Genomic DNA, 25,765 nt, shown 5'->3' with positions numbered 1-25,765 from the left:
AAAGAAGAATATTCTAATTATATTTTAAACTTTTATCTCTCTAAGAATTCTCTCGAAATGATTCTTAAAAACTTCGAATTTTCCGGGCGTCCATCGATTTGAATCGTAATTGAGAAGAATCGTAAGTTTTCCTTGATACGTCGACGCGGAAACGAATACGGATTGAGACAGCGAAGGATGAACCGTAAACGAAAGATTGGACACGCTGAAATTATAAAACTTAGGCAAATCCGGTAAAATTCCTACGTTGCTCAGAACGCTCGCTTGCGGAAATCTTTGGAGAAGAGTCGAAAGAACTTTTATCCCGTTCGGTTTACTCAAAATCTGATTGGCCGGAGGAATGAGTTCGTAAAAAGAAATGTCATTGTTTCCGTTTCTAATCTGAGCCCTGAGTCCGGTGGAAATTTCCTTTGCGATCGTCCACGGATCCGAATGGTTCTGAATGACAATTCCTAACGTAAGAAGAGTAATATAAAGCCCTAATGTTTCACTCGCGACTTCTTGCGATAGATTCGGTTTTAAATCCGCGGGATTAGAAAGATTGAGAAGAATCGGATCCGTAGTTTCAAACAAAGAATATAATGCGATCAGTTGTGCTGCACCGATAAGGCCGTGCAATGTAGTTTCTTTTTGTTTACAGAGAACAAGAAGGTTTTGTAATTCTTCTTTCGTCAATTGAAAGCCCGTTAAAACGGGATTTGTTTCTTGATTCTTCTTGGAAAAGGTCGGCAGGGAGGAAATCCGAATCGTAATTTCTTCGGAAGGGTTTGGTTTTTTGAGTACTTCCGAAATTTCCTTTTTGACTTTCAACAAAGAAAGAACCGAATCCGGTAATTTATTAGAATTTAGAATATTCGAATTTTCTAAATTATTTCCAGCTTCTTTCAATACTTCCGTAAGAAACAGAGCCCCGGATCTTCCGTCAGCGATGCTGTGATGAAAGATCACGCTCAACACCCAATTTCCGGAGACGGAAGAAAAAAACACGGCTCGGATCAAAGGGGATTCACCCTCCGAAAAAGGAATCATGATTTCTTCCGCTAATTGATTTCTCCAAATCTCGTTTTCCAATTTGAGAATTTTGAGAGGAATTCTTTTTTCGGAAACGGTTTTGAAAGTAAGGCGGAACTCGTTGCCTAATTCCACTTTAACGTTTGCGAGCGGATGTTTGGTCTGCACTACGTTGAGAGCTCTTTGAATCGTATCCAGATTCAAGTCGCCGTCGCCCTCAGCGATTACCGCGAAGTTCATGGAAGAAACCCGATCCAAAAGCCAAAAAGTAGATTCGGCTTTGTCGAGAGGTCGCTCTTGTTTTTTTTCGTGAGGGTTTACGTCGTTCTGAATGTGCATCGATCGTCTTTATTTTATGTTTGAGGTTTGAAATCCACCGATTTGGGAAATTCGGAAAGATTTTCGATTCGATTTTTAGAATTTCCTCGGAGCATACTTTTGAAATCGTTAAAGCGAATTCCATAACGTTTCATCGCTGGAAGAACGTAAAACGAAGTAAGTTGTCTTAAGTAAAAGGGTTGATTGACCACGAAGTGATGGATTCCGTGAGTCGCTCCGAAATTAAAACAGAAAAGATGAAACGGTAAGACGAGCCAAGAATTTAGAACCTGAGTTTGGTTGTAAACGTTGGGAACGTCTCCGTAATAATGCATATTGGAGGAAACGATCTGAATTGAAGTCTGACGAATCCAATTTGGAACGAGGTATACGACCGCAATTGTGTTTAGAACCGAAAATGCCGGATTTAAAAAGGTAAGTTTTCCGAAAGGAAGTCCCGTAATCAGATTCAAAAAATAGAATGTATTTAGCATTAGAAAAAGATACCAGAGTATAAAAAATATTTCTCTGTAAGGTCCGATAATTCGAGGAGCCGTAATTTTCCGAAGATAGGAATAAGCGTCTTTTCCAACGTTTCTTCCCTGAAGAATCAAAGCCATGTTTCCGTCGATCATCGTAAATAGTCTTCGCAAGCCGAATGCCATTCCGTTTCCGATCATTCTTTCTTCCACGTCTTCCTTATTTCCGGAAACCTTATGATGTAATAGATGAATCTCTCGACGAAACCAAGGATTTACGGTATTGGCCCGAAAAAGCCAAACCACCCAGAACATAAAGTTTTGAATCTTAGAATTTCCTTTGAAGTAGAGATTGTGGATAAGATCGTGTTCGATCTCGTGAAGAAAGGACGCAAAGATCGCGTTAGACGCGATGCATAGCCAGAATGGAATCTGCCCGGAGATATAAAGACCTGCGAAAAGAATCATCAGCGACGCGGATCCAAGAGTGATTCCTAAACCGATTGTATCTTGGTGTTTTGTAAGAAACGGGAATCGATTTCGAATCTTTGTATCCCAAAAACGAATCCACTGGATGATCTTTTTAGTTCGATCCTTTTCGGAAAGAATCTCATAGGGTTTTACAACTTTCAATTCAGCATTCATGATTCACCTTCTTTCGAGTTTTGCGAATTCGGCTTTATGCTAACTTGGCTCGTCGGATCCGTCGTCCCAGTTTATAAACCGGGTCCGGTCTCTTAGAAAATTCTAACCTAGATTCTAAAATTAAAAAAGCTTTTTCGTATTTTGCTCCCTATATTCGGAAGGAGGAAGTCCGATTCCCTTTAGAAAAGAACGGTGAAACGAAGTTTTGCTTCGAAATCCGACTTCATACGCGATGTCTAAGATCGATCTTTCAGGTTCGTTTATCAAAAGTTCACAAGCATCTTGGATTCTATAATCGTTTACGAGGGCCGCGAAATTTTTTCCCATCTCTTGATTGATGAATTCTGAAAGTTGATGCGGCGTAAGCGCGAGTTCTTCCGCTAATGCTGATAAGGTGAGATCCTCGTCTCGAAATATTTTTTCCTTTTCCAAACTGATGAGAAGATTCTCCCGAATTACGTTCAGATCCAATCCCTGCAAGAGAGAACGTGCATATTTTCTTGCGCTTTCTCTGGCTACACTTTGAAGGTTTTGAAAATATTGAGGATACTTTCTTCCGATAAGATAGGATATACAAAGGCTGAGAGCCATCAAAGAGGAACTCATCTGAAGGAATATTCCATTTTTATGAAATAAGAATAGAGCCGCTGTGGAATGATTGATCGTAGTAGCAAAAAGTATATAGAGTAGAACCCGCGCGGTCCACTCGTTACGAAGAATTTCCTTTTGAAAGAGCATTCTACTCTCCATAAGAATCGCCAAAAGATATACGACCAGAATTCCCAGAGGGAAAAGACAGATCCAATCAGAAGCTCCTCTGTTTTTTAGAAAAGATCGAATTCCTTCTTGAATCGTTATGTTAGGAACAAAGAAACTCGCGGCGTAGAATAACCAAAGGATTCCGGGAAGAATCCAGTGTTTTTCTTTTAATCCAAACTTGGTTTTTTCAAAATTCGGGTCCTGTATGATTTTATGGATTCCATAGAGAACGGGCCCTATCGTTCCTAAAACGGGCAGATAAAGAAGGACGAGATATGGGAACGATTCTTCAGCGTTTGTTGTGACACAAAGGACGCTGACTTGCAAACAAGCCAATCCTAAAAATAACGTCGCCAACAATCGATTGAGCGCGGTCTTTCTTGACAAGACAAGCTGTCCGAAACAGAGCAATACCCCGAGATAGGATCCAAAGATCGTAAATGAAAATAAAAATAGAAACAGAATATTCATAAAAGTTTAAGAATCAACGAAGGATCATTAACGCATTTTAAAAATCTGTCAAGGATTTACGAGATTCTAAAAATGATACAAAGAAGAATGTAGTAAAGAATTCCGATTTGTACAAAGATTCAAAATCTTTTTGAAGACAAAGAGAGCCGAGTATTTTAGAATTTTTTAAAACGAACTTGAATGAAAATTGGAATTTGTATGAAACGAAGATTCCGTTTGTTTCCAATTGGGAAGAAGAATCTTTCCGCCGGAAAGTGTTGTGATTCTTTCTAAGCCGTTGAAAACCATTTCCAATATCGAATGACGAAATTTTTCTAAAGGAACTTCTTCCCGACTTGTGGAAGCATAGAGAATTTTTTCTTGGAAGAGTTTTTGAAAAAGCTTAACTCCGATCAAAGAACGAACTCCCGATTTTTCTAAGATCGAAAGAGCATCGGTAAGAGAAACCATTTCGTCTTTTGGAATCGGTGCGCTCTTTAAAAAGTTTAAAATTCGAGTTACGATAAAAAGGGAATAGATGTCCTCTCTTTCAAAATGTTCGGAGGGAATCGCCATCGAAGTCAATCTGGATAAAAATACATCGGACTCGTTTCTTTCGGGAAAGCCCGCCGCGATCGGAGAATTGGGAGTGAGATAAAAAAGAGAAGCGCCCATGAGCACCGGTTGTTCCGCGTTGAACTGAAGGGTTTGAATCATAGAATCCAAGGTTTCCATCGGAAGACCGAGGATCTGATAAGACGTGATGTGAAAGCCGAGTGCAAAACCTTCTTGTACGATTTGAAGATACTTTTCGATCGTATGCGGTCTTTTGGTGGTTTCTCTTACGAGCTTGTCCGAGCTGACTAACGCAAGATTTAGGTTTGTAAAACCAGCTTCCTTCATCAGAACCAAAAGTTCGGAATCCAAGCTGATATAAGAGATTCCGTTCATCGCTACAAATTGAACGTCTTTTTTGGGAAAGGTTTGAATCAATTCTTCGCAGAGTTGTTTCATCTCCGGTTTGAAAAATGTAAGATTGTCGTCCTCAAAATCAAATACTCGATAACCGAGTTTGTAAGAATCTTTGATTTCGTTTAAAACATTTTCCACAGTGTTTCTTCTATACTTGGTTCCAAATGTAGTATGTACCGAACAAAAACTACAACGATGAGGACAACTTCTCGAGGTGATTATAAAACGCATCGGCTTTCCCTCAAAAAGATAGTGTTCCTTTGAAAGTGAAGAAAGATCCGGAGGCGGGAGTTCTTGAATCGAAAAATTTTCCCCGATCGGATTGAGTATCATCTTTCCGTTTTCTTTCCAACCGAGAGAAGCAATGGTAGCATAACGTTTTTCGGTTTTGAATTCCTTTAAAAAGTCGCAGATCGGTTTTTCTCCTTCACCGCGGATGATAAAGTCTACGTTTACATCGGAAAGCATCAGCTCCGGACAAGCCGAAACGTGAGAGCCGCCCATAAGAATCGGAACGTCGATCGTTTCTTTGATCGCTGCCGCGGTCTTCAAAGCTTCGCGATAGTAAGGAGAAAACAAGGAAGAGATTCCTATAAGATCCGGTTGAATCGATCTTACTTCCTTGGCGATGTCTTCGTAAGATGCTCCAAAACGGAAGTATTCAAAAAAAGTGGAGAATGGACTTTTATCCGCGACCGGATAATATTCTTTTAAGTATTTGAGTTCTTTGGGAATGGGAAGAGTTCTTCTTCCCGCGAGTTTGCTTCCGTTGCCCCTGTGAAAATCACGAATGATTACTTCCACATCGGGTAAGAATTTTTGAACGGCTCCTTTGAGATAACAAAGACCGATGGGTTGTAATCGGATATCCGTATCATAAAAGTCTTCAACCGGAGGTTGAATGAGCAAGAGTCGCATGACACCATAGAAACCAAAACGACTTCAAGATCAAGCGACTTCGTCTGCGATAGAATTCGAATTCTTAAATTTTATCCATTGACCAAAGAAGAATTACGGGTTATACTGCGCGGGCGATGGAAGGAGAAGCGGAAATGACTTATAAACCTACGAAGCCAGCTATGGATCTGAGTAAACTATTGGTGAAACTTGCGAAAGATACTTCTGTAGGAACTTTGGAAGGAGTTCGTTCCATCTTGACTGAATCCTTCGATTGGTCTTCGAAACAACTTTCCCAACTCTCAGACATTCCTTTGATACAGGATACGAGCTTCGCGGAATTTCTTTCCAAGTCGGGAGAGTCTCTTAAAAACGCCGGTGAAAAAACGGAACAGGGACTTTCGCAGGCGCTTACTTCCACTGCAAAGGCGATGCACCAAGCGTTAGACGCGCTTGAGATGGCGGACGTAGTTGTAAAACGTACTCTTTTTGAAAATATTCCAGTTTCCAGTATCGTTGGAGAATCCTTCGCAGGGATGGTCACCACTTCGCATATCAAAGCCTCGTTTCGTATCGACGGAGCGGATGTCGGTTATCAAGAAGTCGTCGAGGGCTGGAAAAAATCCGAACTTCCTCATCTGATCCTTTGTATTCCGGGATTGTTTTGCGACGAAGGACTTTGGAACGCAAAGGGTGAGGTTCCGATTTCCGAAACGATGAAAGAATCCGGATACTATCCGATCTATCTTCGATTTAATCCGGGGATTCATCTTTCCACAAACGCAAAAGCGATGTTGGAGCTTATGGAACAATTATTGAGCTCTTCGGAACTTAAAGATAAAACGTTAGACGTCATTGCTTACAGCCAAGGCGGGTTGATTTTTAGAAGCGCTCTCTATCAGGCTAAGCAGAAGAATGGCGACTTCGGAAAAAAAATAAGACACGCTCTTGTAATCAATTCTCCGGATGGAGGATCTTATATCGAAAAGATCGGTTTTTGGCTCGGGTTGGGAGCTGAATCTCTTCCGATTCTTCCCGTGAGCATCATCGGTTTTATTGGAAATCAAAGAAGCGACGCGATCAAGGATCTTTCTCACGGAATCATTCGAGACGAGGACTGGGTTCAAAACAAGCAGATTCAGAGATATGTAAATGATTCCTATTTCGGAGAATTGGATGAGATCGACGCGACTCAGATCTATAGTCTTGTTACGGAAGAAGAATCCAAATGGTCCTCTTGGATCGGAGACGGGATCGTTGAAAAGCCGAGCCTTACTTTGTTAAGCGACAAGGTGTATCGTAAAAAACCAAATCCGGAAGCGAGAGTTTTTTGTCTTTTGGAAACCTCTCACTATCAAGTGATTACACATCCTCAAACAAAAGAAATCTTAAAGAACGTTTTGAAAAAACGCTGATGATTCTTTTCTCCTGAGCTTAAAAAAGCACAAAAGATCAAGAGAAAAGAATTCAAATCTTTTACAATCGATTCATCAAAAAGAAAAAACTTCTTTTCCTTTTTTAAATGACTCGTTGCCATCGAGTTGCTTAAAAAGGCGTTAAAGAATTACGGAGATAAATGAGTTTAGACATCGTTTCGAAAAATGAAATACAAATCGTCGGAATTTCGGAAGTAACCAAAAACCAGGATGAAATGTCCGGCAACGGAAAAATTCCCGGGCTCTGGAATCGATTTTTTGCGGAAGGGATCTTGGAAAAGATTCCGAATAAAAAAGAACCCGCAAACATCCTTGCGGTTTATACGGATTACGAATCGGATGAAACGGGAAAATACCGGATTCTGATCGGAGTCGAGGTTACGGATATAAGTTCGATTCCGGCTGGAATGGACTTACGGAAAATTCCAAAAGGAAGTTATTCTAAGTTTACGAGCGAAACCGGTCCTCTTGTTGCAGTAGCGGTCGCGGTTTGGCAAAAAATTTGGTCCAGCCCCGATCTGAAATCAAAAAGGGCCTTTCAATCCGATTTTGAAGTTTATGATCAAAGGGCTTCCAATCCTGAATCCTCTCAAATCGACGTTTTTATCGGGTTAAAATAGAATTCTATTTTATATTTTTATAAAGTAGATTTTCTCTTTTCGTCCGCGAGCGATCGATGCGGGGTCAACAAATTGTCTGAGAAAATAAATTCTTTTTCTTCAGCATATCAATTTGTTGACCGGAGCGGAGAGCGCGGCCCTGCGCAATTTCGGATAACGTGTTTATTCGTAATATAGCGCAGCGGCGCGGCCAAAATTCTTAGTCGAATGGTTGTTCCAATAGAATCGGTTTTCTAAGAATCGCTCTTAATAACAGATAACTGAGAAGTCCAAAAGGTCCGAACATAAGCGTAGCTATCTGGCAGGGAATTACGAGCCAACGTGAGATTCCTAATTTTTGAGAGTTGGCGCTCTCCCAGGTTCCTATAAAAAGATCAAAGGCAAGATAGTGGATCCAACCCGCTACCAATACGGTAGGATTTTGAAAAAGGAGAGTTACTCCTTCCAAGGATCGGAAGTTTCCTTGTGTTTTTCCGAAACCGGATATTATTAAAACGGAATATATTCCCCCGAATAAAAGGGTCCCGAGTATTCCAGTTGTAATCAATCTTGTGTATCTCCAGTTTGGAAGAACGATCAATAGAATCCATCCTGCGAGTGCTGTGTTGTTTACGATTTGAAATAGTAACGATAGTTCCACGATTAAGCTCCTTTTATCGACGTCTTGATATTTTTTTTAGATAGAATCGGAAGGATCAAACTTCCGAACATTCCAATTCCACAAACATAAAATCCGATTTGTATTTTAAGAGAAGGATATAGTATGCTTTCTCCGTTAAGAGCCTGCACTGTTAAGATCAGAATCAATCCCGTTAAGAAGACGGAAAAATTTCGAATCGATCTTACTATATTCGTTTCGGCAATATGCAAACTTCCCAGAATCAAAGCGAGCATCGGTATCATCTGCATCGCGTGGATTCCTATGAAGTGCGGAATCCTCATATCGCCCGCAATTGTGCTCCATCCTAATATCGGCAAGCCGGGACCGCCATCGTCCCCACCGAAAGTATGTCCTCCGTTCGCCTTTAAAATTCCTAATTTCATCGCTTCGATTTGTTCCGGTCTTGGGACAGTCATAAAAAATCCAAGAATCATTCCCAGCGCGGCGATTCCCATTCCCCAACGAAAAGATTCTAACAAAGCTCTGTTTTCCAACTTCTGACGAATCAAATAAAATCCGATTACTATATGAGCAATCCATAAAATAGTAATAGAGGTCCCCATTATACTGAAAATCATCCCGTTTAAAGGTGACGTTATGTTGAAATGACTGGGTTCTCCTCGAAACGCTTGTCCGTAAATCGCAACGTTTTCTATGATCAACATGATCGTAATCACCCAGGAAAGTTTTTGAATCGTTTTTTCATTGCCTTGGATGTATTGAAGAATCCAAACGAGTGTGAACGAATATACGGAAGTCGAAACCGCAAACTTGACGGGTTTTAGCCAGATCGGCGCGTTGGTCACGAGTCTTTGGTCGATAAATAACGCGGGAAGGAGAATAAAAAGGCTGAGCGCGACTATTATCCCGTTCCAAAAGAGAGGCGGATTCGTTTTCGATTGATGAAAGAGTTTGTTTATGATTCTCATAAAACCTCTAAAAAGGGTATTGACCCCTTTTACTTGTATGTTTTCACTGTAAACATCGATGTTGATTCTGTCAACATATAAATGTAGTCACCGACAACATGTTATGAAAAAAAAGATACCCTCTAAAAAGAAAGTTTTGGAAAAACAAACTCCCGAGTCTTACCACCACGGAGACCTCAAAAAAGCGATTATCCTCAAATCCGAGGAAATTCTGGAAAAAAAGGGAATCGAGGGTTTGAGTCTTCGCGATATCGCCGCCGACCTCGGCGTCAGCCACGCGGCGCCTTACAGACATTTTCCGAGAAAGATCGATCTTCTTTTTATTCTTGCGATTCGCGGTTTTAGCGATTTGGCGGAGGAGATGCGTCTTGCTTGGGAAAGTAGCGACGAGCCGATCGAAAGACTACGTTCTTCAGGATCACGTTATGTGAAACTGGCTCTAAAACATCCTCGGAGAACCGAACTCATGTTTGGCGGAACTCTCGCTTGCGAGTCTGAAGTTCCGGAAGAACTTCAGACGATCAGTAAGGAATCCTTTATGGGACTTTATAAAATCATTGAAGACGGACAAAACAGAGGGGTTTTTAAAAGTGGAGACACTCTTGGTTTTTCTTTTACTCTTTGGAGTCTCGTACACGGGTTTGCGGTTTTGACAAACGGGAAACAGATTCCTCCGCAAGTTTTCCAGGAACGTTCTCTCGACACGATCTTGGAATCTTCTCTTTCTTCGATTCTCGACGGAGTGGTTCTTTGATTCTCTTTCTCTTTTTATTTTTCTGAGAAAAGACTTGTAAGCAATGTTCATTCTTATTGAGTAATCTCGTTTACGGGATGCAAGAATGAAATTTACAAAAACCAAGTTGATCCTTCTTTGGAGCGCGTTTCTCCTTTTACTCTTTATCTTTTTTATCAAACCCAAGGATTTGGGAAAGCCGTTCAATCCTTACTTTCAAATTCTCAATGAAGAATTGAAAAATAACGGTCCCGGTAAACCGGTGGTCTTGCTCGATCTCGATCGTTTGGATGAGAATCTAAGAATTCTCAAACAAAATCTGACACCTCCTTTGCACTATCGAATCGTCGTGAAGTCTCTTCCGTCTTTGGATTTGCTTCGTTACATTGTTAGTTCTACGGGAAGTGATCGACTGATGGTCTTTCATTCCGGAGATCTTGTTATGCTGCTGGGAGATTCGGAGTTTAAGAATTTTGATATTCTTCTAGGGAAGCCGATGCCAATCAACGCTCTCAAAGATATTAGATCTAAAACAAACGTTTCCGATTTTCAAAAGATTCACTGGCTCGTGGATACTCCGGAAAGATTAAACGAATACCTTCAGTTTTCAAAAATGGAGAATCTAAAACTCTCTATCAATTTAGAAATTGATATCGGTCTTCATAGGGGAGGTTTTCCGGAACCGTCGGCGCTTCTTTCTTCTTTGGAATTGATAAAAACCAATCCTAAACATATCGAGTTTTCCGGTTTTATGGGATACGAACCGCACGTAGCCTCGGTTCCCGTGATCTTCGGCGACAAGACGGAAGCGATTCAAGAATCGTTAAAAGATTCTTTGAAAGTATATTCCACTTTTATTAAGTTTTCGAAAGAGAAATATCCGGAATTCTTTCAAAAAGAAATCATTCAGAACGGCGGCGGAAGTAAAACCTATCGGTTTTATCAGAAATTTGGAAACGGTATCGTGAACGACGTTTCCGTCGGATCCGCGCTCGTAAAGCCGACAGACTTTGACGTAGTAAGTTTGGATGAACATTCGCCGGCGGTATTTATCGCGGCTCCGATTTTGAAAAGACTCGAAGGTACAAAGATCCCTTTTTTGGAATCGCTTTCGTTCCTATTTCCTTTCTGGGATCCCAATCAAGAACTCACTTACTTTACTTATGGCGGAGCATTTTCGGCTAAGAAAGAATCTCCTTCCGGACTTCAGGACAATTCTCTTTTTGGAACGAGCACAAATCAGGGAATTTTGAACGGCTCCTTTCAAACGGGGCTTTTTCCAAACGATTTCGTATTTTTCAGACCTACGCAGAGCGAAAAGGTCATGTCCGAATTGGGAGAAATTCATCTCATCAGAAAGGGAAAACTTTCAGGAAAATGGAAAACGTTTGTGAATTGATCTTTCTCTGCGAATTCGAAATTTTGTAAGTTCAAGAATCGAAGCGAGCGCTCCCTGAGTCGATTTTTGAAATCAAATATCTTTTTTCGATAAGAAGATTCTGGCTTTAAAAATTAAAAATGGAAATACAAATGTGGAATATTAGAGAAGTTGCAATCACTGATCTGAATCCGGTCTCTCGGCTTTTTGACGAATATCGGCAATTTTATGAGAAAGAATCGGATCTTTCCGGGGCTTCTAAATTCTTAGAAGAAAGAATTTTAAAAGGAGAATCCAAGATCTATGTCGCGGTGGACGACGATGAAAAAAACTACTGCGGGTTTACTCAGTTGTATCCTTCTTTTACTTCTCTTTCTATGAAACGAACTTGGATTTTGAACGATCTTTTTGTTCGACCCGAATACAGAAAACAAGGCGTTGCAAAAGCTCTGATCGAAAGAGCCGTCTCACTCGCGAGAAGTATGGACGCAAAGTATGTTTCTCTTTCCACCGCTCACAATAATAAGAACGCCCAGAAGCTCTACGAATCTCTTGGTTTTATTAAGGATGAAGAATTCTTTTATTATTCCCTGATTGTTTGAACTTCGTTTCCCGCCGGTATTTTGAGAATGGACAAAACCCGCGCTTCTGATTTGATTGATCTGTGTCTGAAATGGATTCTATAAAATCGGAAGTTGTGCACAAGCCTTGTCCTCGATGCGGAAGTCGATTCGAGTGCGGCGCGGCGATTGATTCCTGTGCTTGTTTTTCCGTGAATCTTTCTCCCGAAGCCAAAAAGATCATTCAGGAAAATTACGTGGACTGTCTCTGCGTCCCCTGTCTGCAAGAATTGAATTCTTCGAATTCAAAATAAAGATTTGAAATAATTTGCTCGGACGGTATAAGTAAATTCTAAAATTCTAATCTAATTCTAAAAATACTCGAAAGATCGTTTTTCCCGGAACGCTCGACCACTCCATTCTTCCTTTATTTTTGAGAAGAAGTTTCCGCACCAGATCGAGCCCGAGTCCACTTCCTTCTCCGGCTCCTTTGGTCGTGAAGAAAGGCTCGAAAATTTTCTCTCCGATCTCTTCCGGAATTCCCGGTCCATCGTCTTCGATTTCCACCACAACTTCCCGATCGTTTTGAAAAAGTCTTACCGTAAGTTTTCCTTTGAACTGCATCGCCTGGAGCGCGTTGTAGATTAGATGGGTCCAGATCTGTACGATTTCCTCCCTTACACAAAGCACGGGGGGAACTTCTTCGATATCGAAGACAAGATCCACACCTCTTCGGATGTAGTGTTGATATACCGTAAACACAGTATCGAGTGTTTCCTTTATATGAACCTTCTTGGAAGAAGTTTCAACTCCCGCCTCCGAATAATTTCTAAGTTCGAAAAGAATCTTGGAGGCTCTATCGACCGAAACTTGAATCGTGTCCGAGTTTCGGAAATAAATTTCTTCCAAGTAGATATATTCTAAAAGAGTTTCTCGATCCGTCATCTGGAAGAGCGGTCTGAAAGCTTCGTTTACGTTTTCGATTCCCATATCGGCGATCGTATCTGCGAGGGCATCCGGTTTTGGAATTCCCCATTCGTGCAATGTTTTGCTGATTGTCTTTCTTCTTCTTCTGATTTCTAAACCTGCAATTCCTGTGTCACCATTTCTACAAGTATCAATAAATTGAATATACAACATTCTTTCTTCCGGTGTGGCCGAAGAAAGAATGGAATGTACCATCGGTAGCATGGATCTCATTTTAGGTACGGAAGCGAGAAGGGTTTGATTGGAAGCTTTGATGGCGCCTAAAGGATTGTTGAGTTCGTGACTAATTCCCGCGGAGAGTTGTCCAAGTGTCGCCATCCTGACGGAATGTAAAAGTTGATTTTGTGCTTTTCTTAGATTCTCGAGTGCGTCTTCCAGATGCGCTTTTTGAACTTCAATGAGTTCGTTTCTTTTTCGAATTTCATCGCTTTCTCGCAGAGCCGCTTGGGTTACGATTCTTTCTTCGAGATACATGGAAAGGTCTTCGCGCATTTTGTCCATCGCGGTTAAAAGCGCTCCGATCTCGTCTTCTCTAGGGTAATAGGCCCTCGCGGAAAGATTCCCTTTTGCGATTTCTTCCGAATACGCGATCGCTTTGGAAAGTCCTCTTAATACGTATCGATCAAAAGAAAAACGAAGAGTGATTAGGATTAAACTAAGAATGGCAAACGTGGAAACGAGAGAAATGATCCAGATATAAATTAGATCTCCATAATATAATGAATTAGGAATAGATACTCGAACGGCCCATGGTTTTGGAGAATCTCCTAATAACACCGGATAATAGTAGTGTGTATATCCTTCTTTTTCTTCCATGAAGGGTTTTCCGGAGGCGATTTCATCGGTTATTCTTTTTCGTTCGATATCTTCCGAAATCAACATTCCTACGGTTTCCGGATTTTTTCCGTTTGCGGCGTATGAACCCTCGGGAGAGAGAAAGGCGAGATAACCTTGATTTCTAAACGGTCGAATGGAGCCGATCTTCGTCTGCATTCTTTCGATCGTTACATCCACTCCTACCACTCCCGCAAAATTAGAATTTCTAAATACGGGTGCGACTATGGATACCATAAGAGTCGGTTTTCCGGATACGATATAACTCGTAGGTTCGGTCAGAAATTCTTTTCGAGTTTGTCTTGGAACTGAATAATAGAATCCTTTTGGTCCGACGTCCTCGTAGTTTACACAATTCTCATATACTAATTTTTCTTCGTCGAGGGCGCGGTTTATGTAAGGAACGAATCTTCCGGAAGCGTCGTGTCCTTTTGTATATTTATATTGAGAATCAAGACCGTCGAATGCCTGAGGTTCGAATACCGCCCAGACCCCGAAGTAGTCGGGTTGTATATGCAAAAACCTTGCGAGCGCGGACACGAACATGGAACGGCCGGGTCTGGTTTCTTCCAAAACGGCCTTGAAACTTCGGACGGCCCCTAATCCTACATTCAGAAACTGTGATATTTCTCTCGTATATTTTTCGGAGGCGAGACGGGCTCCGGCTTCGGCTTCTTGTTTTAATCTTTGATAAGCGACAATCGAATTGATCGTCGTTACGAGAAGAGCTCCGATAAAAAGAAGAACCGAAAGGATGATCGAAATACGAGTTCGTATACTCAACTTTTGTTTTTTATCGATCAGGCTTCTTTTAAAAAAGCCGGAGGATGGTTCTCCGCCTCTTGCGTTTTCAAATGGATCATTGAAAAGAATATCGTTCTTTTTCATAAAAGGTAACGAAAGGTTCGCCTTTTTGGGAGAAGGCGAAGACGTCGGCTGCAAATTATCAGACGAAATATTCGAATGGAAAGAAGTTTAATAATTATTTACTAAATATTTTTCACATTTTGTGAACAGTGTTTAACTTGGATAACTATGTCCGCCGAGAATGAGCGTCCGATTGGAATGATGTACTTTCATACAGAGCAAGAGAAATATGACGATTCAACAATTTTAAAGTAAATATGTATTTTTAATTTCGAGTCTGTGTAATAATCAGTAAAATACGAGGGATCTCCGCCTTAAGCACGTTAGAATTGTTTAAAATTTAGGATCCTGATCGCAAAAGTCCGGTCGAACCAATATCCTATCGGACGGGTTCGTTTCAATAGCGGAAGCCTCCAAATTCTTCCCGTTGAAGTTTCCGTATAATAAAAGTTTTAAATTGAAGTTCGTTTTGGAATCTTCTTTCGAACGAACTCAAAAAGAGGTTCTGCTTGCTTTCCGAAGTATCGATACGAAACCCGATTTTCTCGTGGATGATGATGGCCGCGATCATTCTTTTTGGATCGATCGGATTTTCAAGAATGGGTTTGTCTCAAATGCCGGACGTGGACTTTCCGGTGGTCAACGTTTCTCTTACACTCGTCGGTGCGAACGCGCCCGTGATGGAAACGGACGTCGTAGATCCGATCGAAGAAGCTCTCATGTCGGTGGAAGGAGTTACGGAAGTACGTTCCATTTCTTCCGATGGATCCGCGACCATTACCGTAGAGTTGGAACTCACAAGAGACGTTGATGTCGCCGTTCAGGAAATACAAACAAAGTTGGCGCAGGTCTCGAACAAACTTCCTGAAAACTTAGATCCCGCGGTGATCACAAAATCGAATCCGGACGATACCCCGATCATCTGGGTTTCACTCACCGCAGTGGATAAGACCGAACAAGAGAAGATGCTCGTTGTGAAGGATTTTTTGAAGGATAAATTTCAAAAAATTTCAGGGGTTGGAGAAATCATTCTCGGCGGTTATGTCGATCGTACAATCAACGTATATCTGGATCCGGCTAAACTTTCCAGAAATGAAATCGCAGTAGACGATATCGTCAATACTCTCAAAGAACAAAACTTAGAAGTTCCTTCCGGCAAGCTTGAGAATCGAACGAGCGAGATCAGTCTCCGCGCGGTTGGAGAGGTTCCTACCGCCGATCAGTTCGGTACGATACTATTGAATTCTAGAAGCGGCTCTCCTCTGTTTCGATCGATTCGTCTGAAAGACATTGCAATCGTTGAAGACGGGTTAGGCGAAGTAAGAAGAATTTCCCGATTCAACGGAATTTCTGCGGTCGGAATCGGAATCAAAAAACTCAAAGGCGCCAACGCGGTTCAAGTAGGCGATCTCGTTAAGGCCAAGGTCAAAGAATTAAAACCCAGATTGCCGAAGGGTTACGATCTAACGATTTCAAACGATAACACGGGTTATATTCGAGACAGCGTGAACGAGTTGGAATTTACTCTTCTTTTTTCGGCCATTCTTACCGGATTTGTATGTCGTCTCTTTTTAGGAAATTGGAAGAGCACCGGGAACGTTCTACTTGCGATTCCGACTTCCGTGATCGGAACCTTTTTATTCTTATACTTTGCGGGTTTTACGATCAATACGTTTACGATGCTCGGCCTTTCGTTGGCAACGGGGATCGTCGTCGACGATGCCATTATGGTTTTGGAAAATATTACGCGACATCGGGAAATGGGGAAATCCTGGTTTGCCGCTTCATTGGAAGGAGCTTCCGAGATCCGTTTCGCCGCCTTGGCGGCTACGTTAGCCGTCGTTGCTATCTTTCTTCCCGTCGCCTTTATGAAGGGAATTATCGGAAGATACTTTTTAGAATTCGGCGTTACGATTTCGGTCGCCGTTCTTCTTTCCCTTTTCGAGGCGTTGAGTTTTACTCCGATGCGTTCTTCTTTGTATGCCGAAGATAAGAAGAATCAAGAATCGAAACTTTCCCGGTATAATCCTTTTTCCGTGACCACAAAAGAAAAATGGAATCTGTGGATCGATCGAGTTTCGTTTTTTAAAAAATTAGATCCTCAGATCGAAAGATTCTTAGATTACAGTACGGGACTTTATTCGAGATCCATCGACTTCGTATTAAAACATCCTAAGACGGTTGTCTACGGATCGACCGCTTTGTTTTTAATGTCCTTAGGTTTTTTCTTTCTTCTGAAAAAGGAATTTATACCTGCTCAGGACATGGGCCGTTTTATCATTCGAGCTCGTTTACCCTTGGGTTCTTCCCTACAAAGAACGGATGACGCGATGAGAAAGGTGGAACAGTATTTGATCGGTAGGAAAGAGATTGAAAAATACATGTCCAATATCGGAGGTTTCGGCGGAACCGAATCCAATACCGCTATGTTCTTTGTTACGATGAAAGAGATGGGTCATCGACCTAAAAATCCTAAAACAGGAAGAGAGATGACTCAATCGGCTTTGTTTGGAATTCTTCGCAAAGACCTGAAAGGGCTCGTACCGGAAGCTACGTTTTCCGTGCAGGATCTTTCACAAAGGGGATTCTCCGCCGGAAGAGGTTATCCCGTCGAACTCGTGTTAACCGGTCCCGATTGGCAGAAGTTGTCAGCTTATTCCGTTCAGATCTTGGATCGACTGAAAGAAAGTAAGGCGGTCTTGGACGTGGATACGGATTACGTCGCCGGTCAGAAAGAACTTAGACTCGTTACCAATCGAGAAGCCGCCGCTCTCCGCGGAGTCAGTATGGCGAACGTAGGAAACACCGTAGGAACTTTGATGGGTGGAAAGAACGTGAGTCGTTTTACTGAAAACGGAAGAAGCTACGACGTAAGAGTAAAAATTCAAAAAGACAAAGGTGAAACCGCTTCGGTCATTTCCGAAATCGGAGTTCGAAACACGTTCGGAGAATTTGTAAAACTAAAAGAAATTTTGAGCATTCAGGAAAAGGAAGCCTTGAAGACGATTACCCGCATCAACCGAGAAAGGGCAATTCGTGTTTTTGGAAATCCGGCCCCGGCGCTCGGACAAAACGCTTCGACCGAAAAAGCCCTCGAGATCGCAAAGGAAATTCTTCCGGACGGATATTCCGTTTCCGTAACTGGTTCCGCAAAAACGGCCAAGGAGTCTGGAAACAGCCTTACGCTTGCGTTGTTATTCGGAATTCTCCTTTCTTACATGATCCTCGCGAGTCAGTTTAATAGTTTGAAACAACCCCTCTATATTCTTCTCGCGATGCCTTTTAGTTTTACTGGTGCGTTAGTCGCTCTTTATGTCTTCGGTCAGTCGTTTAATATGTACAGTTTTATCGGGCTCATTCTTCTTTTGGGTTTGGTAAAGAAAAATTCGATTCTTCTTGTCGAGTTTGTAAATCACGTTCGTTCGGAAGGAAAGAGTATCAAAGAGGCGATCAAAGAAGGTTGTCCGATTCGTCTACGACCGGTGCTCATGACTTCCTTTAGTTCGATCGCCGCCGCGATTCCTCCGGCTCTGGCGCTCGGACCCGGCGCCGAAACTCGTATTCCGATGGCAGTCACAATTTTGGGTGGGATGACTCTTTCGACTCTGATCACGCTTTTGGTAGTTCCCGCGGCGTATTATCTGGGTGAAAAAGAAAAGGAAGAAATGGCCGAGGAAAAATTGATTCTTTTTCCAGAACCGATCGCAAAAAATAAAAAAACAAAAAAATGATTCGAAGAAATATTATAAAAAAAGAATATACAATGCCTTTTTCGGTTTCAGTTCGAAAGCCCGCTTCCGCGACGCGTTATTTTTTCAAAACGATCTTTGAAAATTCTTCGAATCCAAGCGACGTTGTTCCCAAAAGAATTTTTTCCTTTCCGATCGTATTTTGTTTTTTGTTTTCGGTTCTGAATTGTACCGATGATTCTGCGATTCGAACCAACGATGGAATTGTGGAACCTCGGCTGGAAGAAGTCAGCGGCGTCACAACCGAAAAGATCAGAACGATCACTCCGGAACAAGAACTGAGCATAGAAGATTTATACGCGTTTGCAGTGGAAAGAACGGAGAGGATCGCGCTCAAAGAAGAAGCGATTCAACAAGCGGATTCTCAAAAGGCTGCGGCCTTTGCTTCCTTTTTTCCGTCCTTGTCCTTGGTTTATAATAAATTCTACAGAGTTCCGGGGCCGAATCACCAATTCAATCCTTACTACACAGAGCCGAGTCCTTACACAGGAAATTCTTCCAGTAGTTTGCCGCCGACGGTCGGACCGGGAACAAGGCTTTTGCTTTCGATTCCGATCTTAAACGGAGTGAGCCAATACACGACTTATAAGGCGGCGGGAGCTCTTACAAAAGTGAGAATGAACGAAGCCCGTTACGAATCCGGAAGATTGTATCTTGAAATCGCACAAGCATATTATAATGTTCTTCAGTTAAAAGAAATCATTCAATTGGAAGAAAAGAAAACGGATCTTGTTCGAAAGACGAGTCAGGAAAGAAGAAGGCTCTTTTCCTTGGGAAGAATTACTCGAGGAGATCTGAGCGGATCCGAAGCGGATTTCTCCCGGTCCGAGGCTTCTTTAGAAGACTTTCGATATCAGCTCAAACAGAGCGAGATGGCCCTGGAAAGCCTTGTCGGCGCCGGAGAAGGTGGTCTGCGACTTGCTATTCCAAAGGAAGTGATCTCGATTCCTCAAAATCTTCTTCCGGAAGAAAGAATCGCAAAACGATACGACGTCATCGCGGCCAAAGAAAATCTAAAAATGGCGGAACTCAATCTCAAAAAAGCTTGGGGCGGGCATCTTCCTTCGGTAACGTTAAACAACTATTATACGATCCCGGAACACAATACGACCCCCAACAAAGACATCACGATGCAACTTTCGATCAACGTTCCTTTGTTATCCGCAGGAACGATCACGGCCGGGGTCAAACAGGCTGAGTCGGCTGTCAGGCAGGCAGAATTGCAGTTGTCTCAAGCCAAAAGAATTGCGACCGATGAAATTCGTAAGGCCTATGAAAGTTCTCTGAACTCGGCTCGTTTGTTGAATTTATATTCCAAGGCTCGAAATTCCGCCGAATCCAATCTAAGCAGTCATAGAAGGGCCTTCAGTTTTAAATCGACTTCCCGACTCGAGTTGCTTGTTTCCGAGACTTCCTTTTTGGATTCCGAAATTGCGTATCGAAAAGCGTATTATCAACATTCTCTCAATACGATTTGGTATGGAGTTGCGATCGGAGAGCTCCCGAAATTAAAAAAATCGAGAGAAGAGGATAAGACCGGGGGTTAGTTTCGTTTGTACGCTTGACATCTCCTCTCAATGGTTTTAACTATTGGGCATACTTGAGAGGTAAGAATCCCCATGATCATCAGTAATTACTTTCAGGACAACGAAGATCTCAAACTCGTATTTGATGAGTTGATCGACTGGGATGAAATTGTCCACGCATTCGAACATAACTTCGAAGACGCAGAAGAATACAAAAAGACCGGAAATGAACGACTAGCATACGCGCCTTCGAACGTAGAGGAAGCCAAAGAATACTATAAGTCCATATTGGAATCCTTAGGAGAAATTATGGGAGAATTTGTAGCTCCCAGAAGTAAGGAAATGGATCAGATCGGACTCAAATATGAGAACGGAAAGGTGACATTCCCTAAGGCGCAAGAAGAATGTTATAATACTCTGCGAGACGCAGGTCTTATGCCGATTTCCATCAGCAGAAAATACGGTGGAATGGGTTTGCCCGCAACGGTTCAGTCCTTTATGTGCGAGATTGCGGCTCGGGCCGATGCCGCTTTCTGTCTTGCCTACGGAAACATCAATATCGTGGAAATCATGGAACGTTATGCGTCACCGGAGATGTGCGAGAAGTGGATTCCCGAAATTGCCGCAGGAAAATACAGCGCGGCGATGGCTTTGACCGAACCTAACTACGGATCCGATCTTCCTAACGTGCAAACAAGGGCCGTTCAGGACGCAAACGGAGTCTGGAGAATCACCGGAGCAAAACGTTTTATTACACACGCTTGCGGTTATGTTAACGCTCCTTCCGTAATTCTTACGTTAGCGAGAACGGGAACGCCCGAAAGCGGCGCAAGAGGTCTTTCTTTCTTTTTAGTAAAAGGAAGCGACGTTCACGTTGCCGGAGTCGAACACAAGATGGGACTTCATTGTTCTCCGACTTGCGAAGTTGTCTTTGAAAATTCTCCAGGAGAATTGATCGGAAAAACCGGATACGGTCTTGTGAAGTATTCTATGGGAATGATGAACGCGGCGCGTCTTACGATCGCGACTCAATCTTTAGGAATCGCAAGCGCGGCATATTTCGAAGCGAAGAAATACGCATCCGAAAGAATTCAATTCGGAAAGGCGATCGAACAAATTCCCGCGGTGAAAAAAATGTTGGATCGAATGGAAAGAGAAATTCTCGCAACGAGAGTTCTTATCGTCGAAACCGGAAAGGCGATCGATCTTTATCACTGGCCGAAAGAACATCTGATCAAAATAGAAGGCAAGACGGAAAGAGACGCCAATCAAGACGAGAACATTCGTCGCTGGGAAAAACTCGCCGACCTTTTCACTCCACTCAGCAAATACTACGCATCGGAAGGATGTGTGTCGATTTCATCGGACGCGCTTCAGATTCACGGTGGAAGCGGTTATACGGAAGATTACGACGTCGCAAGAATTTACAGAGACAGTCGAATCACGACAATCTACGAAGGAACCACGCAGCTTCAAGTTGTCGCGGCGATCGGAGGAGTTGTATCCGGGATGTCTCCTGCAGGACAGCTCAGACAATATGGAGAATCGGAACTCGCAAAATTCTCCGCGTCCGAAGATCTTAAAAAAGTTTGGAGCGATTTGGAAAATGCGGTTACTGCATACAAATCGATTCAAGACGGAAACGTAAAAGATTCTTTGGCGTTTGAAGTCGTGGAAGTCGCTGCACGATTTATCTGCGGAATGCTTTTAGAGAGATCTCTGAAAGTATTGAGTGGAAAAGAACTCGAAAAGAGAAAGACCCTTTCTCAGGCGTATAACTTAGACAGCCTCGCGACCGCAAACGCGAATCTGTTCAAGTTGGAAAGAGCTTCGAAACAAGCAGTTCCGGCCTAACACAAAGACCTCTGTCGAGCGTTTGTTTGGCAGAGGATTTTGCCGATCCAAGAAGAATGAAATTCATATTCTTTTTTTGTACAAGCCTAATCGTAACTTTATTTACAACGTTTCTTTTCGCCGGAATTCAATCGCGTCCGATCCAGAGAGAAGCAAAAATCAAAAACAAAAATTCAAACTGTTGTCCCGTTGAAAAACAATACGGAGATTCCGTCGTTCTGGAAAGTGTCTGCCTTGAGAAGAATCGAACCGTATTCAATTTTCGTTATATTGTTTCAAATACGATTTGTTCTTATTCCGATCGTTTGGAAATGAAGGACTCGAATTCGAATCGTTATCGATCTTTGGGAATGAATGGAATTCAGGAATGTCCGCAACTTTTCTACGCTAAGCGAGGGCATCGGTTTCAGTGGTATTTCGAATCTCTCAAAGGAAAACCTTCTTTTGTAGACGTAACGGAAGATTTAAACGCCGATCCGATCGCGTCCAATTGGAGATGGTGGCACTGGGAAAATATCAATCTTGCACAATGCAACTCCAAAGAATAAAATCGCCTAACCTCCGCTATACTGACTTCCCACCACCGCCATCATCGTAACCGTCGCCCTTGCGATATGTTTTTCACGATTTCTATGAATTGCGTAAACGTCCGAATTGACGACGATCACCGTGGCTCCGTGATAAAAGACCTTCGCCTCACAACGAAGTCGGTTTCCGATTCCGGTTCTTAAAAGATTGATCTTAAATTCCAGCGTCAATACGACTTGTTTCTCGCCGACTAACGTTCCCGCCGCGCCTCCTGCGGAGTGATCGGCGAGGGTAGAGATCACACCTGCGTGAACATAACCGTTCTGTTGGAGGTGTTTGTCCTTGATTTCGACAAAACTATTCAATTCTCCCGGAGCGACCGAATCGATTTGGATTTCGAGGAGATTGATAAAGTTGGCCTGATGAAAAATTTTGTGAACTCGATCTAGATAGTTAGGATCTTTTGCTTTGAATTCTTTGCTCATGAGAACTCATCATTCAAAGTGAAAAAAGAAAATCAAATGAATTTAGAACGATAGGTTCTGTTTCCAAGGTTCTTTGTTTCCGAAGAATCGATTTAGTTTTAAATAAAACTAAATGTTATCCGTCTGTTTTTTTAAAACGAAAATCGCCGAAGCGTCCTCTTTTTCGGACTTGAAGTCCGGTTTCAAGCGAAATACTACGAAGATACTTTGTCGGAACAATCGAAAACGGCTCTAAAAAAAGTTTGTCCTTTGAAGGGCGAACCTTCTGAAGAGTTTGTAATATCAAAAATTTACAAGGAGTTACTTCTCGGTGTCAAAAAAAGGAAACTTAAAAAGGATGAAATCGAATGGAAGAAGTTTATTTAAGGGATCGGAACAGAAGATAAAAAACAACGGTTGCAGAATCAATCGAAACCCGATCATTCTGCAACAGGATATATTCGTATATTATTATTTTCTTAAAGTCTCCGTGGCGCTTCCACCGGCCCACGTTCCTTCTAAGAGACGTCCGCCATTCTTCACTTCGTATATGACCGGGTCGGTTTGTCCCCAATCAACCGTAAGAGTACTTCCATCTAAAGATCCTGTTCCCGTAAACGTTTGCCCGGCGACGGTCCAAGTGAAAAGATATTCTCCATTCGATTGAGTGATCGTAACAGATCCACCGTAAGAGGAACCGTCAGGGTTGGTTCCGGCAACTTTGTATTTGCCGCTGATAGAGGATGGGTTGATTTGACTGATCTGCGCGCTCGCAGTTGAGATAAAACCGAACACGAAAGCAACGATGAAAAGCCTTGAAACGATTCGAAACATTTGCGTTTTTCTCCTTAAAGATAAAAGAGTGGAATAGTCTGTTTAAATTTTTAGAAAAGTCAATAAATTATTCAAAAACAAAAGATCTTTTTTCCTGAGAATTTCGTTCGAGAATCGAAAGAATCGATACCAAATTCCGAAATTCAACTCTCTTGTTTCCGCAAAATGATTTGATAAGAATCTTGCCCTATGAATGATGCAAAGACTTGACCGGCTTTTCAAAGAATTCAGGTCAAGAGCGGGAGCATAAGAACCATGTTTGGAATGAACTATATACAATTCGATTCGATGACGCACGTAATTCTTTATAAGAACGGAAAGGTTTCGAAAGAAGGAAGAGGGCTTTCCTTTTTTTATTTCGCACCCACGAGTTCGATTTCCGCGATTCCTCTCGGAAGCAACGATTTACCTTTTATATTCAACGAATCCACAAACGACTATCAGACGGTTTCGATTCAAGGGCAGATCACCTATAAGATTTCGAATCCTAAGGCTCTATCCGAACTTCTCGATTTTACAGTCGATGCAACGGGAACTTATAAAAAGAATGAAATCGAAAAACTCAATCAGAGAATCATCAATTACGCGCAGACTTCCACTTCTTCATACATCCACGGGATCGGACTAAAGGATTCGATTCGTTCCGCAAAGACGATTGAAACCCAGATTCTTCAAGGACTCCAAACTTCTCCTGCTATCTCCACTTTGGGAATTGAAATTCTCAACGTAAACATTCTTGCAATTCGTCCCAATCCCGAAATGGAACGAGCGCTCGAAACCGAAACGAGAGAAAAGCTTCAACAAGAAGCGGATCAAGCGATCTACGAAAGAAGAAACTTCGCGGTAGAACAAGAGCGCAAAATCAAAGAAAGCGAATTGAATACTGAGATTGCGGTAGAAGAAAAGAAAAAACAAATTTCTGAAAAGCAGATGGAAGCGAAGATCATGGAAGCGGATAACAAAAGAAAACTCCGCGAAATGCAGGTTCAAGCCGATATCGCGGTCGAAGAACAAAGGAAAAAATTTATCGATACGAAAACGGCGAACCAAAGAAAGGAAGCGGAGACCCAGGGGTTTGTCACTGAAACTACCTTAAAACCGTTTCGAGACATCGACTGGAGAACGTTAGTCGCTTTGAATAACAATCCGGACCCACGCTTCAATATCGCTCTCGCTTTCAGACAACTCGCCGAAAACGCCGAAAAGATCGGTAACCTCAATATCAGTCCGGATCTTTTAGAGAATCTTCTTCAGGAGAAAAAAGATTCTAAAAAATGAGCGTTGAGTATGCGATCATTGTAAAAAATAAAACTAGGCTCGAGGCTCTTGTTGAAAGATTCAATACGAAACAACAGGCCAAGTTTTATATCGAAAGATTGGGCGGAAAGTTCGAAGAATACGAAATCGAACACGAGATCTTTCATCAATCCCTCGATGTAATTCAAAAGAAACTTTCCAATACGATTAAATATAAAATTGTAGAAAGGATTTTTGTTCCTTCTTTTCTTTTCTCCGAAAAGAATCTAATCGTTACGATCGGACAAGACGGCCTCGTAGCCAATACCGCCAAATACTCGAAGGGAGTTCCTATCGTCGCGGTCAATCCGGATGCGGAAAGATACGATGGGGTTTTACTTCCATTTAATCCTCACAATTTTATTTCCGGAGTGGAGAATGTGATGAGCGGTCATTTTTCTTCCAAGACCGTAAGCTTTGCGGAAGCAAAGCTAAACGACGGACAGAGGCTTCTCGCGTTCAACGATCTTTTTATCGGACCTTCTTCCCATACTTCGGCTCGTTACAAAATTTCTTACGATCAAAACTCGGAAGAACAATCTTCCAGCGGAATCATCGTTTCTACTCCTTCAGGAAGCACAGGTTGGCTCAGTTCTATATTCAATATGGCTTATGGAGTTACAGGGCTTTTCGAAAAGGAGTTAACACTCAAACGCCCCGCTCTCAAAGAAGATCAGCTTTTGTTTGCGGTTCGAGAACCCTTTCAAAGCGTTCGAACACAAATCGGAATCACCGCAGGAGTTCTTACAAATAAATTTCCTCTGACCGTGGAATCTTTGATGCCTGTCGGCGGAGTTATCTTCAGCGATGGAATCGAATCGGACTATCTGAAATTTAACTCAGGTATGATCGCTACGATCGGGGTTTCGAAAGAGAATGCCACGTTGGTTCTAAAAGGCTAAGGGAATTTGGGTAGAATTTTCAATAGGGCCGGAATTAGAAATGCCATTTCGGTATTCAAACGAATCGAATTAAAAA

At 42.2% G+C, this 25,765-nt stretch carries 21 protein-coding genes; 12 read left to right on the top strand and 9 right to left on the bottom strand.

Annotated features, from left to right (window positions below):
* Window positions 1-24 precede the first annotated feature (24 nt).
* The 4 genes from A0128_RS17765 to A0128_RS17750 all read right to left on the bottom strand — a co-directional run bounded on the left by A0128_RS17765 (window position 25) and on the right by A0128_RS17750 (window position 5,552).
* On the bottom strand, window positions 25-1,350 hold the full coding sequence (locus A0128_RS17765; RefSeq protein WP_069608730.1) for a phthiocerol/phthiodiolone dimycocerosyl transferase family protein: 1,326 nt from the start codon (window positions 1,348-1,350) through the stop codon (window positions 25-27).
* A 14-nt stretch (window positions 1,351-1,364) separates the two neighbouring features.
* Window positions 1,365-2,453 carry a fatty acid desaturase gene (locus A0128_RS17760; RefSeq protein WP_069608729.1) on the bottom strand — a complete coding sequence of 363 codons (1,089 nt, stop codon included), beginning with the start codon at window positions 2,451-2,453 and terminating at the stop codon, window positions 1,365-1,367.
* 120 nt (window positions 2,454-2,573) lie between these two features.
* Window positions 2,574-3,599: a helix-turn-helix domain-containing protein gene (locus A0128_RS17755; protein WP_245667174.1), complete on the bottom strand. Its 1,026-nt coding sequence runs from the start codon at window positions 3,597-3,599 to the stop codon at window positions 2,574-2,576.
* Window positions 3,600-3,848: 249 nt separating this feature from the next.
* Window positions 3,849-5,552: a B12-binding domain-containing radical SAM protein gene (locus tag A0128_RS17750; protein WP_069608727.1), complete on the bottom strand. Its 1,704-nt coding sequence runs from the start codon at window positions 5,550-5,552 to the stop codon at window positions 3,849-3,851.
* Window positions 5,553-5,686: 134 nt separating this feature from the next.
* On the opposite strand from A0128_RS17750, the gene A0128_RS17745 reads away from it, so the two are divergent.
* Together A0128_RS17745 and A0128_RS17740 are read left to right on the top strand one after the other, a co-directional pair.
* The gene (locus A0128_RS17745) at window positions 5,687-6,946 is read left to right on the top strand and encodes an esterase/lipase family protein (RefSeq protein WP_069609384.1); all 1,260 of its coding nucleotides are present in this window, start codon (window positions 5,687-5,689) and stop codon (window positions 6,944-6,946) included.
* Between the two features lie 161 nt (window positions 6,947-7,107).
* On the top strand, window positions 7,108-7,587 hold the full coding sequence (locus tag A0128_RS17740; protein WP_069608726.1) for a GyrI-like domain-containing protein: 480 nt from the start codon (window positions 7,108-7,110) through the stop codon (window positions 7,585-7,587).
* Window positions 7,588-7,786: 199 nt separating this feature from the next.
* Here A0128_RS17740 and A0128_RS17735 read toward each other — a convergent pair whose 3' ends face one another.
* On the bottom strand, window positions 7,787-8,227 hold the full coding sequence (locus A0128_RS17735; RefSeq protein WP_069608725.1) for an ABA4-like family protein: 441 nt from the start codon (window positions 8,225-8,227) through the stop codon (window positions 7,787-7,789).
* 2 nt (window positions 8,228-8,229) lie between these two features.
* Window positions 8,230-9,177: a hypothetical protein gene (locus tag A0128_RS17730; protein WP_069608724.1), complete on the bottom strand. Its 948-nt coding sequence runs from the start codon at window positions 9,175-9,177 to the stop codon at window positions 8,230-8,232.
* Window positions 9,178-9,280: 103 nt separating this feature from the next.
* Between A0128_RS17730 and A0128_RS17725 the strand changes: the two genes are divergently transcribed.
* The 4 genes from A0128_RS17725 to A0128_RS17710 all read left to right on the top strand — a co-directional run bounded on the left by A0128_RS17725 (window position 9,281) and on the right by A0128_RS17710 (window position 12,162).
* Window positions 9,281-9,931, top strand: a complete 651-nt coding sequence (locus A0128_RS17725) for a TetR/AcrR family transcriptional regulator (RefSeq protein WP_162274118.1) — start codon at window positions 9,281-9,283, stop codon at window positions 9,929-9,931.
* 85 nt (window positions 9,932-10,016) lie between these two features.
* Window positions 10,017-11,309 (top strand): alanine racemase, encoded by a 1,293-nt coding sequence (locus tag A0128_RS17720; protein WP_069608723.1) that lies wholly within the window; start codon window positions 10,017-10,019, stop codon window positions 11,307-11,309.
* Window positions 11,310-11,428: 119 nt separating this feature from the next.
* Entirely contained in the window at window positions 11,429-11,890 is a 462-nt protein-coding gene (locus A0128_RS17715) for a GNAT family N-acetyltransferase (RefSeq protein ID WP_083244172.1), read from the top strand.
* Between the two features lie 71 nt (window positions 11,891-11,961).
* Window positions 11,962-12,162 (top strand): cysteine-rich CWC family protein, encoded by a 201-nt coding sequence (locus tag A0128_RS17710; protein WP_156781874.1) that lies wholly within the window; start codon window positions 11,962-11,964, stop codon window positions 12,160-12,162.
* 46 nt (window positions 12,163-12,208) lie between these two features.
* Here the strand turns inward: A0128_RS17710 and A0128_RS17705 are convergent, their stop codons facing one another.
* A complete protein-coding gene (locus tag A0128_RS17705; RefSeq protein ID WP_156781873.1) occupies window positions 12,209-14,557 on the bottom strand; it encodes an ATP-binding protein in 2,349 nt (782 codons plus the stop codon).
* Window positions 14,558-15,045: 488 nt separating this feature from the next.
* Between A0128_RS17705 and A0128_RS17700 the strand changes: the two genes are divergently transcribed.
* The 4 genes from A0128_RS17700 (at window position 15,046) to A0128_RS17685 (ending at window position 22,213) form a co-directional block, all read left to right on the top strand.
* A complete protein-coding gene (locus A0128_RS17700; RefSeq protein WP_083244171.1) occupies window positions 15,046-18,267 on the top strand; it encodes an efflux RND transporter permease subunit in 3,222 nt (1,073 codons plus the stop codon).
* 137 nt (window positions 18,268-18,404) lie between these two features.
* Complete coding sequence (locus tag A0128_RS17695; protein WP_069609382.1) at window positions 18,405-19,832, top strand: TolC family protein; 1,428 nt, start codon at window positions 18,405-18,407, stop codon at window positions 19,830-19,832.
* A gap of 72 nt (window positions 19,833-19,904) precedes the next feature.
* On the top strand, window positions 19,905-21,665 hold the full coding sequence (locus tag A0128_RS17690) for an acyl-CoA dehydrogenase family protein (protein ID WP_069608718.1): 1,761 nt from the start codon (window positions 19,905-19,907) through the stop codon (window positions 21,663-21,665).
* A gap of 26 nt (window positions 21,666-21,691) precedes the next feature.
* On the top strand, window positions 21,692-22,213 hold the full coding sequence (locus tag A0128_RS17685; protein WP_069608717.1) for a hypothetical protein: 522 nt from the start codon (window positions 21,692-21,694) through the stop codon (window positions 22,211-22,213).
* A gap of 6 nt (window positions 22,214-22,219) precedes the next feature.
* Here the strand turns inward: A0128_RS17685 and A0128_RS17680 are convergent, their stop codons facing one another.
* Window positions 22,220-22,678, bottom strand: coding sequence for a PaaI family thioesterase (locus A0128_RS17680; protein WP_069608716.1), 459 nt, complete (start codon window positions 22,676-22,678; stop codon window positions 22,220-22,222).
* A gap of 450 nt (window positions 22,679-23,128) precedes the next feature.
* A complete protein-coding gene (lfb1, locus tag A0128_RS17675) occupies window positions 23,129-23,491 on the bottom strand; it encodes an LIC10280 family protein (protein WP_069608715.1) in 363 nt (120 codons plus the stop codon).
* Window positions 23,492-23,755: 264 nt separating this feature from the next.
* Between lfb1 and A0128_RS17670 the strand changes: the two genes are divergently transcribed.
* Both A0128_RS17670 and A0128_RS17665 read left to right on the top strand, forming a co-directional pair.
* Window positions 23,756-24,769, top strand: a complete 1,014-nt coding sequence (locus A0128_RS17670) for an SPFH domain-containing protein (RefSeq protein WP_245667173.1) — start codon at window positions 23,756-23,758, stop codon at window positions 24,767-24,769.
* Window positions 24,766-25,689 (top strand): NAD(+)/NADH kinase, encoded by a 924-nt coding sequence (locus A0128_RS17665; protein ID WP_069608713.1) that lies wholly within the window; start codon window positions 24,766-24,768, stop codon window positions 25,687-25,689. Before A0128_RS17670 ends, A0128_RS17665 begins: the two co-directional genes overlap by 4 nt.
* Window positions 25,690-25,765 lie beyond the last annotated feature (76 nt).

The organism is Leptospira tipperaryensis, assembly GCF_001729245.1.
In the GTDB taxonomy this organism is placed as follows: Bacteria; Spirochaetota; Leptospiria; order Leptospirales; family Leptospiraceae; genus Leptospira; species Leptospira tipperaryensis.
The sequence above is the reverse complement of the archived record's forward strand: the minus strand, read 5'-3'. Positions and strand labels throughout refer to the sequence as shown.

Coding starts and splice junctions, on each gene's coding strand:
- A0128_RS17765 (WP_069608730.1), bottom strand. CDS start 1,350: ATGCACATTCAGAACGACGTAAACCCTCACGAAAAAAAACAAGAGCGA.
- A0128_RS17760 (WP_069608729.1), bottom strand. CDS start 2,453: ATGAATGCTGAATTGAAAGTTGTAAAACCCTATGAGATTCTTTCCGAA.
- A0128_RS17750 (WP_069608727.1), bottom strand. CDS start 5,552: ATGCGACTCTTGCTCATTCAACCTCCGGTTGAAGACTTTTATGATACG.
- A0128_RS17745 (WP_069609384.1), top strand. CDS start 5,687: ATGACTTATAAACCTACGAAGCCAGCTATGGATCTGAGTAAACTATTG.
- A0128_RS17740 (WP_069608726.1), top strand. CDS start 7,108: ATGAGTTTAGACATCGTTTCGAAAAATGAAATACAAATCGTCGGAATT.
- A0128_RS17730 (WP_069608724.1), bottom strand. CDS start 9,177: ATGAGAATCATAAACAAACTCTTTCATCAATCGAAAACGAATCCGCCT.
- A0128_RS17725 (WP_162274118.1), top strand. CDS start 9,281: ATGAAAAAAAAGATACCCTCTAAAAAGAAAGTTTTGGAAAAACAAACT.
- A0128_RS17720 (WP_069608723.1), top strand. CDS start 10,017: ATGAAATTTACAAAAACCAAGTTGATCCTTCTTTGGAGCGCGTTTCTC.
- A0128_RS17715 (WP_083244172.1), top strand. CDS start 11,429: ATGGAAATACAAATGTGGAATATTAGAGAAGTTGCAATCACTGATCTG.
- A0128_RS17710 (WP_156781874.1), top strand. CDS start 11,962: ATGGATTCTATAAAATCGGAAGTTGTGCACAAGCCTTGTCCTCGATGC.
- A0128_RS17705 (WP_156781873.1), bottom strand. CDS start 14,557: ATGAAAAAGAACGATATTCTTTTCAATGATCCATTTGAAAACGCAAGA.
- A0128_RS17690 (WP_069608718.1), top strand. CDS start 19,905: ATGATCATCAGTAATTACTTTCAGGACAACGAAGATCTCAAACTCGTA.
- A0128_RS17680 (WP_069608716.1), bottom strand. CDS start 22,678: ATGAGCAAAGAATTCAAAGCAAAAGATCCTAACTATCTAGATCGAGTT.
- lfb1 (WP_069608715.1), bottom strand. CDS start 23,491: ATGTTTCGAATCGTTTCAAGGCTTTTCATCGTTGCTTTCGTGTTCGGT.
- A0128_RS17670 (WP_245667173.1), top strand. CDS start 23,756: ATGAACTATATACAATTCGATTCGATGACGCACGTAATTCTTTATAAG.
- A0128_RS17665 (WP_069608713.1), top strand. CDS start 24,766: ATGAGCGTTGAGTATGCGATCATTGTAAAAAATAAAACTAGGCTCGAG.